General features: G+C 73.5%; 11 protein-coding genes. 8 read left to right on the top strand and 3 right to left on the bottom strand.

Going from position 1 to position 13,640, the window contains the following annotated elements:
* Window positions 1–204 precede the first annotated feature (204 nt).
* The gene (locus AAFN69_RS21570; protein WP_347730509.1) at window positions 205–1,374 is read right to left on the bottom strand and encodes a Ku protein; all 1,170 of its coding nucleotides are present in this window, start codon (window positions 1,372–1,374) and stop codon (window positions 205–207) included.
* A gap of 90 nt (window positions 1,375–1,464) precedes the next feature.
* Between AAFN69_RS21570 and ligD the strand changes: the two genes are divergently transcribed.
* Together ligD and AAFN69_RS21560 are read left to right on the top strand one after the other, a co-directional pair.
* Window positions 1,465–2,340, top strand: a complete 876-nt coding sequence (ligD, locus tag AAFN69_RS21565; protein ID WP_347730278.1) for a non-homologous end-joining DNA ligase — start codon at window positions 1,465–1,467, stop codon at window positions 2,338–2,340.
* Between the two features lie 49 nt (window positions 2,341–2,389).
* Window positions 2,390–3,307: an ATP-dependent DNA ligase gene (locus tag AAFN69_RS21560; RefSeq protein ID WP_347730277.1), complete on the top strand. Its 918-nt coding sequence runs from the start codon at window positions 2,390–2,392 to the stop codon at window positions 3,305–3,307.
* Between the two features lie 210 nt (window positions 3,308–3,517).
* Here the strand turns inward: AAFN69_RS21560 and AAFN69_RS21555 are convergent, their stop codons facing one another.
* Window positions 3,518–4,357: a nuclease-related domain-containing protein gene (locus tag AAFN69_RS21555; protein ID WP_347730276.1), complete on the bottom strand. Its 840-nt coding sequence runs from the start codon at window positions 4,355–4,357 to the stop codon at window positions 3,518–3,520.
* A gap of 186 nt (window positions 4,358–4,543) precedes the next feature.
* Here AAFN69_RS21555 and AAFN69_RS21550 point away from each other — a divergent pair, with 186 nt between their 5' ends.
* The 6 genes from AAFN69_RS21550 to AAFN69_RS21525 all read left to right on the top strand — a co-directional run bounded on the left by AAFN69_RS21550 (window position 4,544) and on the right by AAFN69_RS21525 (window position 12,663).
* On the top strand, window positions 4,544–6,964 hold the full coding sequence (locus tag AAFN69_RS21550) for a PBS lyase (protein ID WP_347730275.1): 2,421 nt from the start codon (window positions 4,544–4,546) through the stop codon (window positions 6,962–6,964).
* Window positions 6,961–7,320, top strand: a complete 360-nt coding sequence (locus tag AAFN69_RS21545; protein WP_347730274.1) for a zinc-ribbon domain-containing protein — start codon at window positions 6,961–6,963, stop codon at window positions 7,318–7,320. Before AAFN69_RS21550 ends, AAFN69_RS21545 begins: the two co-directional genes overlap by 4 nt.
* Window positions 7,321–7,641: 321 nt before the next feature.
* The gene (locus AAFN69_RS21540) at window positions 7,642–8,412 is read left to right on the top strand and encodes a hypothetical protein (protein ID WP_347730273.1); all 771 of its coding nucleotides are present in this window, start codon (window positions 7,642–7,644) and stop codon (window positions 8,410–8,412) included.
* A complete protein-coding gene (locus tag AAFN69_RS21535; protein WP_347730272.1) occupies window positions 8,409–9,740 on the top strand; it encodes a HAMP domain-containing sensor histidine kinase in 1,332 nt (443 codons plus the stop codon). Before AAFN69_RS21540 ends, AAFN69_RS21535 begins: the two co-directional genes overlap by 4 nt.
* An 86-nt stretch (window positions 9,741–9,826) precedes the next feature.
* Complete coding sequence (locus AAFN69_RS21530) at window positions 9,827–11,206, top strand: FtsW/RodA/SpoVE family cell cycle protein (RefSeq protein WP_347730271.1); 1,380 nt, start codon at window positions 9,827–9,829, stop codon at window positions 11,204–11,206.
* A complete protein-coding gene (locus AAFN69_RS21525; RefSeq protein WP_347730270.1) occupies window positions 11,203–12,663 on the top strand; it encodes a penicillin-binding transpeptidase domain-containing protein in 1,461 nt (486 codons plus the stop codon). Before AAFN69_RS21530 ends, AAFN69_RS21525 begins: the two co-directional genes overlap by 4 nt.
* A gap of 15 nt (window positions 12,664–12,678) precedes the next feature.
* Here AAFN69_RS21525 and AAFN69_RS21520 read toward each other — a convergent pair whose 3' ends face one another.
* Window positions 12,679–13,266, bottom strand: coding sequence for a Uma2 family endonuclease (locus tag AAFN69_RS21520; protein ID WP_347730269.1), 588 nt, complete (start codon window positions 13,264–13,266; stop codon window positions 12,679–12,681).
* Window positions 13,267–13,640 lie beyond the last annotated feature (374 nt).

Raw genomic sequence — 13,640 nt, 5'->3', positions numbered from 1 at the left:
CCGGCGGTGATCAGTGAGTACGGGCGGCGGCCCACCGGGGGACCCCGGTGGGCCGCCGCTCTGTGCGTACGGGGCCGGGGGTGTCCCGGTGGTACGGGGCCGTGGGCCCGGTGGTACGGGTCCGGGGGAGGCCGCCGATCCCCGCGTACGGGGACGCGGGTCTCCGGGAGGCCGCCGCGCCGTGCGCCCCGAGGCCCCGGGTGGTCAGGCGGAGGTGCGCTTGCGGGGCGCGGATTTCGCGGGCTTCTCCGCCGCCGTCCGGGCGCCGCTCCTCGCGGATGTCTTCTTCGCGGCCGTCTCCTTCGCGGCCGTCTTCCTCGCGGCCGTTTTCCTCGCACCGGCCGCCGGAGCGGCCTCGCCGGCGGACTCGCCGGTGCCGGCCGCCGTCTTCCGGGCGGTCTTCTTCGCACCGGCCTTCGCACCGGCCTTCCCGGCGCCCCTCGCGGTGGACTTGACCGCCTTCTCCGCCGGCTTCCCCGCCTGTTTGGCGGTGCTCTTGTGGGCCGCCGCGCCCTGCTTCGGGGCGGGCGCCCGGCGCCGCTCCCCCAGCCGGGTCACCTCGGCGACCTCCCCGTCCTCCTCCCCCTCCCCCTCCCTGGCACGCCTCGCCGCCTTCACACTGCTCTCCAGCGCCGCCATCAGATCGATGACCTGCCCGCCGGCACCCTCCTCCGGGGTCTGCCCGGCGATCACCTCGCCGCCCTCCGCCTTGGCCGCGATCATGGATTCGACCGCTTCCCGGTAGTCGTCGTGGAGGGATTCGAGCTCGACCTCGCCGAGGGTGTCCATCAGTGCGTCCGCCAGATCGAGCTCGGCCTCCCGGACCGTCACCTCGGTCTCCGGGGCCACCCCCTCCGGCCGGCGGATCTCATCGGGCCAGAGCAGTCCGTGCATGGCGATCACATCGTCCACGACCCGCAGCATGCCCAGCCGCTCCCTGCCGCGCAGCGCGTACTTCGCCAGCGCGACCTTCTCGCTCCGCTTCAGCGCCTCCCGCAGCAGGGTGTACGGCTTGGCCGCCGGCACCCCGTTGGCCGAGAGGTAGTACGCGGCGTCCATCTGCAAGGGATCGATGGAGGACGCGGGCACGAAGGCCACGATCTCGATCGTCTTGGCCGTGGGAATCGGCAGCGCCGCCAGATCCTCGTCCGTGATCGGGATCATCGAGCCGTCGGCGTCCTCGTACGCCTTGCCGATCTCGGCCGCCGGAACCTCCTTCTCCTCCAGCTCACAGACCTTGCGATAGCGGATCCGGCCGCCGTCGGAGGTGTGGATCTGGCGGAAGGAGACCGAGTGGTTCTCCGTCGCGTTCACCAGCTTGATCGGGATGGAGACCAGGCCGAAGGAGATCGCGCCGTTCCAGATGGATCGCACCATGGATCCCTCTCATCCTCGTCGAGCCCGTCCGCACCGCCTGCTCCGTATAATTTCTACACATATCGGACTCTGTGGGAATGTCATCGTATGACGCCGATCACGGAGGTGGCTGGACGGCGGCTCTCGCTCAGCAATCTGGGCAAGGTCATCCACCCCGCCACCGGCACCACCAAGGGCGAGATCCTGCACTACTACGCGGTCACGTCGCAGGCGCTGCTGCCGCATGTACAGAACCGGCCGGTGTCCTTCCTGCGGTACCCGGACGGGCCGGACGGCCAGCGCTTCTTCACCAAGAATCCGCCGCCCGGTACGCCATCATGGGTACGGACCACTCCCGTACCGCGCTCCGACGAGCCGGACGCCACGCAGATCGTCGTGACGGATCTGCCGTCACTCGTCTGGGCCGCCAATCTGGTCGTGGAGTTCCACACCCCGCAGTGGACGGCGGACGAGCCCGGAATGGCGGACCGGCTGGTCCTCGATCTCGATCCCGGCCCCCCGGCCGGGATGTCCGAGTGCTGCGCGGTCGCCCGCTGGCTGCGGAGCCGGCTGGCCGCCGACGGACTCGACGCGTACGCCAAGACCTCCGGCGCCAAGGGCCTGCATCTGCTGGTCCCGATCGAGCCGACCCCCTCCGACCAGGTCTCGGCCTATGCGAAAGCGCTGGCCCTGGAGGGGGAGGCAGCCCTGCCGAGGCTGATTCTGCACCGCATGAACCGGGTGCTGCGGCCCGGGAAGGTCTTCGTCGACCACAGCCAGAACGCCGCCGCGAAGACCACCGCCGCGCCGTACACCCTGCGGGCGCGCACCGAGCCGACCGTCTCCACGCCGATCACCTGGGAGGAGGTGGAGGCCGCCCGCGACCTGGTCTTCCGGCTGGAGGACATCGCCCCCCGGCTGAGCCGGTTCGGCGACCTGATGTCCCCGCTCACGGACCCGGCCCGCGCCCGGCCGCTGCCGTGAGACGGCCGGGCGGGCCCTGTCCGGGGACCGGGGTGCGCCGGGCCGGGGGGTGAGCGGGGTGCTCCGGCCGCCGCTGCGGGTGGCGCTCGCCGAATCCGTCGGCACGCTGCCGCGCGGGGCGAACCTCGCGTACGAGCCCAAATTCGACGGCCACCGGATGCTGATCTTCCGGAGCGGGGCGGAGGTGCTGCTCCAGGCCCGCTCGGGGCGGATCGTCACGGCCGCCTTCCCCGACCTCGCGGCGGCGGCCCTGGCGCTGCCGGACGGCGCCGTGCTCGACGGCGAGGTGGTGGTCTGGTCCGCCGGCCGCACCGACTTCGCCGCCGTCCAGAAGCGGGCCGCCGCGACCCCCGGGCGGGCGCCCGCCCTGGCCCGGGCACTGCCCGCCTCGTACGCCGCGTTCGATCTGCTCGCCGAGGGCGGCGAGGATCTGCGCCCACTGGCGTACGAGCGCCGACGCGCCCGGCTGGTCGCCCTGCTGACCCCGCTGGGGCCGCCGATCCAGGCGGTGCCGATGACCCGCAGCGCCGGGGAGGCCGCCGACTGGTACGCCTCGCTGCCCGCGATCGGGGTGGAGGGGCTGGTCGTCAAACGGCTGGATCAGACCTACCGGGGCGGAGTGCGGGCCTGGCTGAAGCTGCGGCACACCACGGCCCGCGACGCGGCCGTGATCGGCCACACGGGACCGGCGCACCGGCCGCACGCCCTGGTGCTGGCGGTGGCCGGGGAAGCGGCCCCGGTGGTGTCCAGCCCGCTGACCCCGGCACTGCGGGCGCAGGCCGCCGCCGCCCTGCCGCCGCCCGCTCCCGGGGCGGGCGGGCCGCCGCCGGTCGCGATGGCCGCCGGGCGGGGGGAGATCACGTACACACCCGTGGCCCCTGGGCTGACGGCGGAGGTGGAGCAGCGCACCACCCGGCACGCGACCACGGCGGTGGTCAGGCTGCGGCTGCCGCAGGATCTGGACTAGGCCGTCTCTTACGGATCTTGCTGGGCTCGCCTGATCCGTAAGAAACGACCTGGGCCGTGGGCTGCCGGACGGGCGGCGGCGCACGACGGCGCATAACGGAGCCGCAGGGCCGCGCCGGCGCCCGACACGGACCGCACCCCGCCGGACCGCCGCGTACGGCGGGACCGGCGACGGCAGACCGGGGGCGGCCCCCGGTCCCTCCGCAGGGCGTCAGACCACCGTCCAGGTCCGGCGGTCCCTCGCCACCGCGTACAGCGACTCGATGTCGGCCGGTTTGTGCACCCCGGCCAGTGCCGCCAGGGACGCCACCTCCCGTTCCCGCAGGATCCGCACCCCGGGCGGGCCGTCCGGTGTCTCCACCCGCGCCGCCCCGACCACGGCGAGCACCGGGCGCACCGCCGTCGCCAGGGCCCGGGAGGCGCGCACCGCGCGGCGGCGGGTCAGCCGCAGCAGAGGGACGGCACCGGAGCGGCCGGAGCGGATGTCCGGGTCGGTGATCCGGATCCGCAGCCCGGCGGCGGGGAGGGTGTGGATGGCCAGGACACCGCCGGGGCCCACGGCCAGATGGTCGATCCGGTCCGCGCCGGGCAGCGGCACCGAGTGCAGGATCCGCCAGCCGGCGTCCTCCAGCCGGTCCAGCTCGGCGCCCAGCAGTTCCTCGGCGGCGAGCCGGGCGAACCTGCCCCGGCGCGGGTCGCGCAGCAGCCGGCGGGCGGGGCCCCCGGTGCGGTCCAGCTCGTGGTGGAGCGATTCGCCGGGCCGGTTGGGGGCGAGATCGTCATCGGGGTGGAGGGCGAGCCGGGTCAGATCGGCGGAGGTGGGCACGGGCGGCGGGCCGATGGTGACCTCGCCGGCCAGATAGGGGCCGAGCGCCCGCAGCACGTCTTCCCGGTGGTGCTCGTGGACGAGCGAGATGTGCCCGCCGTCGCCGGTATGCGAGCCGGTGGTGCCGGGCCGGTCGTACCAGGCGGCGTGACGGCCGTCGGGCAGGCTGACATAGATCCGGTCACACCCCTCGAATCGTGCCGGTATGACCCGTAATCGCACCATTCCACCATCCCTTGGTCGCCGATGGGGCCTCGTCGGTCACGGGAACCATGGGAACAGCCCCAGGGCCTTCTGAGCAATAACCACGCGATGTCCGGGCCGTGGTGCAAACTCTCCCCAAGCGCACAGTTCCCGGCGCATAGTTCAGGGCGCAGGTGAAGACGCGCGGTTCTCGGGAGGGGGACAGGCGTGTTCGAGGACATCAATGAGGTCGGCTGGGCCGGACTGGAGCATGCCTACGGTCCGGCGGAGGATGTGCCGGAGCTGCTGCGCGGGCTGGCTTCCGGCGATCCGGCGGAGCGCGAGGCGGCGCTCGACGGAATGTACGGCGCCGTGCACCACCAGGGGGACGTCTACGACTCGACCCTCGCCTGCATACCGTTTCTGCTCGAACTGGTCGCGGATCCCTCGGTCCGGGACCGGGGCGGCATCGTGGAGCTGCTGACCAGCATCGGCGGCATCGATCTGGACGGGGACGACGAGCTCGATCTGGAGGGCGAGGAGTTCGAGTACGCGGCGAACTACGCCATGGCCGCCTCGGCGGTGACGGCGGGCGCCGATGTCTTTCTCGCCCTGATCGACGACGCCGACCGAGGGGTGCGGCTCACCGCGCCGCTGGCGCTGGCCACGCTGCACGGCGAACCGGAGCTGGTGCTGGGGCTGCTCCGGGAGAGGCTGCGGATCGAGCGGGACCCCGAGGTGCGGTTCGCCTGTGTGGAGGCCGGGGGGCGGATCGCGCTGCGGCACCAGTCGCTGGCGCCGGAGGTGGTGGAGTGGCTGATCGGGCTGACCCGGCTGCCGAAGGAGCCGGGTCCGTACGGCGGCGGCACGGGAGACGCCTTCCGGCACGACGGACGCGAAGGACCCGGCGGACGCGGCGGGCGCGATACCGGTGACGGCGACGACACCCACCGCCGGTCGCGGGAGGACGGCGGCCCCGGCGCCTTCGACCACTCGGCCGGCTTCCGTGCGGCAGGAGCCGGTGAACGCCCGCCGGGAGCAGGTGAACGCCCGCCGGCCGGTGAACGCGCGCCGGGCGAGGCCGGGACAGCCGGCAGAAACGTTCCCACGCCCGAGCGGCCACAGGACGGAGCCGACCGCCCCCGGCCGTACGACGCCGGGCTGCGGCTCTCCGCGCTCGCCCAGCTCGCCCGCTGCGCCCCCCAGACCCTGCCCCCCGATGTGGTCCCCGCCGTGATGGGGCTGCTGCGGGAGCTGCGCGCCGAGCCGGGCGGCGCCGTACCGCCCGCCGAGCGGCAGCCGCCCCCGGCCCCCGCGCCCGCGGTGCAGCGCCGGGAGCACCGGGGATCCGAGGCGGCCGGGCGGCATGCCCCCTGGACCGGGGATCTGCTGCGGGCGCTCCACTCCGGCCTCGGTGACCGGGTCGGCGACCGAATATCCCTGCTCGCCGATCAGCTGTGCAGCCCGGACCGGGGGCAGCGGATCGACGCCGTGCGCATGAGCACCGCACTGATGCGGACCTGGCGCGGCGGATACGGCGAGCTGGTGGTGCTCATCGGCGAGCAGCTCACCGACAAGGAGCTGCGGCTCTCGGACGCCGCAGCGGCCGCCCTCGGGGAGCTGTTCGGCCTCGCGCTGCCCGCCGCCGACGCGCTGGCGGAGTTCGTGGAGGGGAATCCCGGGGTCTGGGCGCAGGAGTGGGCGAGTGGCCCCCGGATGCTGGGCAGCGCGGTCGCGGCGCTGGCCCGCACCGGCGACGCGCGGGCCGTGCCGGTGCTCGGCCGGATGCTGGAGATGCCGGAGGCACCGCAGGATCTCGGCTATGCGCTGGACCATCTGGGCGCGGCGGCGGCCCCGCTGGCCCCCGCGCTGCGCCGGCGGCTGGCCCGCACGGAGCTGGACGACCGGCTGTACGACGTGGCCGGGCCGCTGCTCTACGGGCTGACGGCGCTGCGGGCGACCGAGGCCCTGCCCGAGGTGCTGCGGGTGCTGCGCGGGGCACCCGAGTACCGCCGGGAGTGGGTGCTGGAGCAGGCGCTGCGCGCCCTGGCCGCCTTCGGCCCGGCGGCCCGGGAGGCGGTGCCGGAGCTGCGGGAGCTGCTGGCGCGGGCGGCGCGCTCGGGCCCGCAGTCGGCGGCGTTCGCGGCGAAGGCGGCGGCGGCGCTCTGGGCGGTGGAGGGCGAGGCGGGCGCGGTGCTGCCGACGCTCCGGTGGACGCTGTCGGCGGCGGACTCGGGCGCCCGGCGGGCGGCGGCCTCGGTCCTCGGGACGATGGGCCCGGCGGCCTGGGAGACCGCGCCCGAGCTGGGAGTGCTGCTGCGGGCCGCCGATCCGTGGACCCGGGTGGACGCGGCGATCGCGCTCTGGCGGGTGACGGGGAGCCCGCAGCGGGCCTGGCCGGTGCTGATGTCGGCCTGGGAGACCGCGCCCTTCACCCGGGTGCCGACGGCGGAGCGGCTGGCGGAGTGCTCGGGCGGCTCCGGGTCCGGGCGGGCGGAGGGCGCGGACCGGCTGCTCTGGGCCGAGCTGTCCCGGGTCCGGCGGCACAATGCCATAGACGGGGGGTACGGCAGCCATGACATCGTGAGGGACGAGAGGCTGCTGGCCCTGTGCCGGCGCGCGCTGACCAGGGAGAGATCCACGGAATGATTATTTTCGGTACCAAGGGCTATCTGCACCAGCTGGCGATACTGACCCTGGTGTGCGGTTCGTGCGGGAATCCCGCGGCGCACACGCTCCGCAAGCGGGTCACCAAATTCACCCTGTTCTTCGTCCCGCTCTTCCCGGTGTCGACGAAGTACGGGACCCAGTGCACCTTCTGCGGTGCCGAGCAGAAGCTGACCGCCGAGCAGTCGGACCAGCTCCTGGCGCAGCAGGCGGCGGGCCAGGGCATGCCCGGCCTCCAGCCCGGCCGGGCCGGCGGGAAGGACGCACAGGGGTACGGGCAGGGCGGACAGGGCGGCCAGGGGTACGGACAGCCGCCGGCCAACCCGTACCAGCGCTGACGCCCCGGCCCCCCGGGCGGGTTACCGACTCGTACGGCGGGCAGCCCCGCCCGCCCGGAGGGAAGGCCCTACGCTGGACGGGAGAACCGCCGGCAAGAGCGGTCACCATCCGGCTAGGGTCTTTCTTTCGGATCAGGCTGGGTGAGTGAGCGGGGTCTGGTGCCGTGGATCGCAAGGCGGAGGATTGAGCCACTGCGGTGGGGGCACCTCCCATGCCCGCAGGGCATAGGGGGCCATTGGTGATTGACGACAGCGCGGCGAGGCGCGGTGCCAGGGCACGCGAACCCCAGCAAGATCCGAAAGAGAGGCCCTAGGAGAACCGTGCGCCCGCGCTCCATACGTCCGCTCCGCACCGGCCTGCCGGCGCTCGCCGTCCTGCTGCTGGCCGCCGGATGCGGCACGGCGGGCGAGATCAAGAGCGCGGGCCCGGCCGAGACGGCCACCGGTCCGGTCAGGATCTGGCCCGATCTGCCGCCCGTCACGGACCCGCCGCACGGCTACGGGGAGGCGACGACCGCCCGCGTGCCCCGGATCCGGGTCCCCTCGGACGGGGTCCGGGGGCTCGACCCGGTCAAGGTGCTCCTGGCGGAGGCCGAGCCGGGGACCGGCGACATCCACGGCCTCTTCGGGGAGACCGCGAAGGGGATCCGGGAGTGCGGGCGGAAGCCGGGCACCTGTCCCGTGCTCACGCCGTACTACGGGGATCTGACCGGGGACGGCCGGGAGGATCTGATCACCGGCGTCACCATGCCGCGCCAGCAGACGGCGGTACGCGTCTACACACCGGACGAGTACGGCCGGCTGACCCGGGTCATGGCCACCTCCGACCAGCTGGTGAGTGTGGAGCTGGCGAGCCGGGATCTGGTGCTGCGCTCGGTGTCGGCGGGGATCCCCGGCTATGAGTACCGCACCGCCTGGTCCTGGGACGAGCGGCACCGGGCGATGCTGCCCAAGCGGGACGAGATCATCCGGGTGGTGCCGCGGAGCGCCGCGGACCGCCGTTCGGGGCTGTCGTCGAAGGCCCGGGAGTCCGCCGCGGCGGGCGCGTCCGGCACACCTGGGGCCGGCGCGTCGGCGGGAGGCACGCCATGAGGCGCCCCCGGCTCCCCCGCTGGGCCGCCGGACTGCCCTTCAAGTCCGCGATCTTCATCACGGTGATGTGCTGCACCCTGGCCGCGCTGCTCGGCACACTGGTCCATGTCGCGGTGACCAACCAGACGGTGGACCAGGCGCGGGAGAAGGCGCTCGGCCGGCTGGCCGAGGTGACCGAGGGGTACGAGGCCGGTGAGCCGATGCCGCCCTTCGCGGGGCTGGATCCCGCCGGGCTGCCCCGGCAGCTCCGGACGCTGGCGGTGAGCGGGGAGCGCGGCACCATGGTCAACACCTTCGAGGGCCGGCCGACGATGTGGGCGGCGGGCCCGGCGGACGGGCAGGCGCTGGCGGTGCGCGTCGACTACACCCACAGCGTGCGCACGATCACCGGCCTGGACCGGGCGATCCTCGGTTCCTCGGTGCTGGCGATCGGGGCGACCCTGCTGGTGGGCGCGTTCGCGGTCACCAGGATCACCCGCAGGCTCCATCTGACGGCGCAGGTGGCCCGGCGGATCAGCGCGGGCGATCTGGACGCCCGGGTCAATGACCCCCGTACCGAGGATCCGTCCCGCCCCCAGGACGAGGTGGCCACCGTCTCGGGCGCGCTGGACACCATGGCCTCCTCGCTCCAGCGCAAGCTCCAGAGCGAGCAGCGGTTCACCGCGGATGTGGCGCACGAGCTGCGCACGCCGCTGACCGGTCTGACGGCGGCGGCGGAGCTGCTGCCCGAGGGGCGTCCGGCGGAGCTGGTGCGCGACCGGGTGCGCACGATGCGGTCGCTGACGGAGGATCTGCTGGAGATCTCCCGGCTGGACGCGGGCCGCGAGACGGTGGATCTGGCCGTGCACGAGCTGGGCGAGCTGGCCGGGCGGGTGGTGCGGGCCTCGGCGGCCGAGACCGAGGTGCGGATCGTGCGGGACGCGATCGTGGAGACGGACCGGCGGCGGCTGGAGCGGGTGCTGGGGAATCTGGTGGCCAACGCGCACCGGCACGGCGGCGCTCCGGTGGTGCTGACGGTGGACGGGCCGGTGGTGACGGTGGCGGACGGCGGCCCGGGGTATCCGGAGTATCTGCTGGAGCACGGCCCGGCGCGGTTCCGCACCGAGGGCGGCAGCAAGGGGCACGGGCTCGGGCTGACGATCGCGGTGGGCCAGGCGGCGGTGATCGGCGCGGAGCTCGTCTTCGGGAACGCCCCGGAGGGCGGGGCGGTGGCCCGGCTGGAGCTGCCGGAGTATCCGGCGGATCCGGGGACCTTCGCGGCGGGGTGCCCGGCGGCGCGGCCCGCCCCCATGCCGGAGCGGGAGCGGGAGAGCGACGCCTCCGTCTGACCGACGGGGCTCCACGGCGTCCCGCTGTGACATCAACACAAACCGCATAAGGGACATAAAGCTCGTCACTTGCTACGTTGCGTGGCATGACCGCAACGACGAGCGCGGCGGACGCTCCCCCGCCGGCCCACCGCCTCGCCCGCCGGCGCGGGGTGGAGCTCTGTCTCCTCATCGGCGCCGTGCTGATCGTCGTCTCCGGCTACGCCATCGTCGGGCTGGCCCGCAACAACGCCGTGCCGCAGGATGTGCTGCGGTACGGCACCGGCCTCGGCGTGCTCGCGCTCCTCGCCCATCTCGCCGTACGCCTGCGGGCGCCCTGCGCCGATCCGCTGCTGCTGCCCATCGCGGTCCTTCTCAACGGCCTCGGCCTGGTGCTGATCTACCGGCTCGATCTGGAGACCCCGCACGAGAGCGCCGCCCCCACCCAGCTCGTCTGGTCGACCCTCGGGGTCGCGCTCTTCATCGCCGTGGTGGTGCTGCTCCGCGATCACCGGCTGCTCCAGCGGTACGCGTATGTCTCGGTCGCCGCCGCGCTGGCGCTGATGCTGGTGCCGATCTTCTTCCCGGCCGTGAACGGCGCCCGGATCTGGATCCGGATCGGCGGGCTCTCCTTCCAGCCGGGCGAGTTCGCCAAGATCCTGCTGGCCGTCTTCTTCGCGGCGTATCTCGCCGCCAACCACCACACTCTCGCGGTCACCGGCCGCCGCATCTGGCGGCTGCAACTGCCCACCGGGCGGGTGCTGGGGCCCATTGTGGCGATCTGGCTGATCAGTGTGGGGCTGCTGATCCTGGAGCGGGATCTGGGCACCTCGCTGCTCTTCTTCGGACTCTTCGTGATCATGCTCTATGTGGCGACCGGGCGGACCGGCTGGATCGCGGTGGGGCTCACCCTGGCGGGCGCCGGGGCCTTCGCGGTCGGCGCGCTGGAACCGCATGTGCACGGGCGGGTGGAGGACTGGCTCGACCCCTTCGCCACCATCGCGGCGGGCCGGGGCCCCGGGCAGGTCGCCCAGTCGCTCTTCGCCTTCGGCGCGGGCGGACTCCTCGGCACGGGCCTGGGCATGGGCCACTCCACGCTGATCGGCTTCGCCGTCAAGTCGGACTTCATCCTCGCCACGGCCGGCGAGGAGCTGGGCCTGGCCGGGCTCACCGGCATTCTGCTGCTGTACGCCCTCCTGGTGGCGCGCGGCTTCCGGGCCGGGCTCAGTCTGCCGGACGCCTTCGGCCGGCTGCTCGCCGTCGGGCTGGCCTCGATCGTGGCGCTCCAGGTCTTCGTGATCACCGGCGGGGTGACCGGTCTGATCCCGCTCACCGGCATGGCGATGCCCTTTCTGGCGCAGGGCGGTTCCTCGGTGGTGACCAACTGGATCATCGTGGCGCTGCTGATCCGGGTCAGCGACTCGGCCCGCCGGCAGCGCGCCGAGCCCGCCGGATCCCTGGTCCTGGCGGGCGGGGAGGGCCGGTGATCCGCTGTATCCGGCGGGCCGCCGCGCTCTGTCTGCTGCTGCTGGCGGCGCTGCTGGTGAACGCCGTCCGGGTGCAGCTGGTGGAGTCCGGCTCACTGGGCGACAACCCGGCCAACCGCCGCAACGCCATCGCCCGGTACGGCGAGCCGCGCGGCGACATCCTGGTGGCGGGCCGGCGGATCACCGGCTCCCGGGACAGCCGCCAGCAGCTCCGCTGGGAGCGCACCTACACCGAGGGCCCGCTCTACGCCCCGGTGACCGGATTCTCCTCGCAGACCTATGGCACCACGCTGGTGGAGAGCGCCGAGGACCCGGTGCTCTCGGGCACCGAACCCCTGCTGGCGACGGTGCCCTTCTGGACCGATCTCAGCCGGGGCCGTCCGCCGGGCGGCGATGTGATCACCACCATCAGGCCGTCGATACAGCGCGCGGCCTATACGGGCCTGGGCGGGAAGCGGGGCGCGGTGGCCGCGCTGGAGCCGTCGACCGGCCGGATCCTGGCCCTGGTCAGCAGCCCCTCGTACGACCCCGGGGTGCTCTCCGGCACCGGCCGGGAGACCAAGGCGGCCTGGGCGCGGCTGAACGCGGCCCCGACCCAGCCGATGCTGAACCGGGCGATCCGGCAGACCTATCCCCCCGGCTCCGCCTTCAAGATCGTGACGGCCGCGGCGGCGCTGGACGCGGGCGTGGTCTCCGCGGCGGACGCCCCGACGGGCACCCCGGACCCGTATGTCCTCCCCGGCACCCGCACGGTGCTCCCGGACGCGGCGAAGGGGTGCGCGAACGCCTCGCTGGCCTACGCCATCCAGTGGTCCTGCAATACGGTGATGGCCCATCTGGGGGCCCGGGTCGGGATGGCGGGGATGCGGGACGCGGTGGCCCGGTTCGGCTTCAACGACCGCGATCTGCGCATCCCGTCGCGGGTCGCACCCTCCAACTTCGACCTGCGGATGTCACCGGACCAGCTGGCGCTCTCCTCGATCGGCCAGTTCAACACGACGGCGTCCCCGCTCCAGATGGCGATGGTCTCGGCGGCGGTGGCCAACGGCGGTGAGCTGAAGTACCCGTATCTGGTGGACCGGGTGACGACCCGGGGCGGCGGGCGGACGATCAACCAGCCGTACCAGCGCTCCTACCAGCAGGCGATGAACCCCTCGACCGCTCATCAGCTCCAGCGGCTGATGGTGGCGGTCGTGGAGGAGGGCACGGGCGGCAACGCCGCGATCCCGGGCGCGAAGGTCGGCGGCAAGACCGGCACGGCCCAGCACGGCCGGGACAACTCCGGCACCCCGTACGCCTGGTTCATCTCCTGGGCCCAGTCGCACGACGCCGTGCAGCCCCAGGTGGCCGTGGCGGTGGTGGTGGAGGACGCGGACGCGGTGCGCGGCCACATCAGCGGCGGCGGCGACGCGGCCCCGATCGCCCGCGCGGTGATGGAGGCGGCCCTGCGGGAGTGAGCGGGGCCGCTGCGCTCACAAGCCCTTGAGCTCGATACTGATCGGGAAGGGAACATCCACCTCGAGCCGTCCATGATGGATGCCGGTCACCACATGGGCGTGCGTCGCCGGATCCAGCTCATGGACGTGGACGACCGGCAGTCCGCCATTCTCCTCGACCCGCCAGAAGTGCGGGATGCCCGCTCGCGCGTACGTACGCGCTTCGACCTCGCGGTCGCGTTCATCGGATTCGCCGGAGACGACCTCAATGGCGAGAAGGATGTCCTCGGGCTCCAGCGAGGTCTGCCGAGCGCTGGTCACGCCACTGCGCCGGGCCACCATGACATCCGGTTCGGGGCGGTCGCGCGTGGCCGGGTTCACCGTCATCTCACGGAGAACGAGCAGTTCCTCAGGTGCCGAGCCGAGCAGCCCGTGCTCCATGAGCCGCACCGTGATCATGTGGAAGACGACCTGCGGATTCCTGAAGACGAGAACCCCGTCGATCAGCTCCGTGTGCGGGGGGAGATCCGGAAGCGTGTCCAGGTCATCCGCCGTCCATCCACCAGCAGGCGGACGGGCCCATATCGGGCGCCCGTCCGGCATGTCATCGCGTGCAGTCCTCATGCGACCGGAGTCTTGCCGCCACACCGGCGTACCGACGGAGAATGGCACTCGGCCCCTCGTACGAGTGAGAGCCCGCTCCGTGTTGCCGCGCCCCAGGGACCGGTCGGACCCGCCCGGCCGCCGGCCCGCACCGGAGGTACCGGGGCGGGACGGCGGGACCGAGCCCACCGCCAGGCCGCAAGAGACGGCCTAGGCCCAATGCCGTTGCGTTACGGGCTTGCGGGTGGGGGTCTGGTGATGAGGACGGCTTGGGGGCCGGTGCGGGCCGGCTGAGGCCAGGCACGGTGCTCGGTTCGCCTGAGGTGGTAGTTGGACATCTTGCGTTTGACGACACGGGGCTGGCTGCGGAGCCGTCTGACGGGAAGGAGTCGTTC

Origin of the sequence: Streptomyces sp. CAU 1734 (genome assembly GCF_039888735.1) — a bacterium.
Lineage (GTDB): Bacteria > Actinomycetota > Actinomycetes > Streptomycetales > Streptomycetaceae > Streptomyces.
This window is presented reverse-complemented; position numbering and strand designations above follow the sequence as displayed.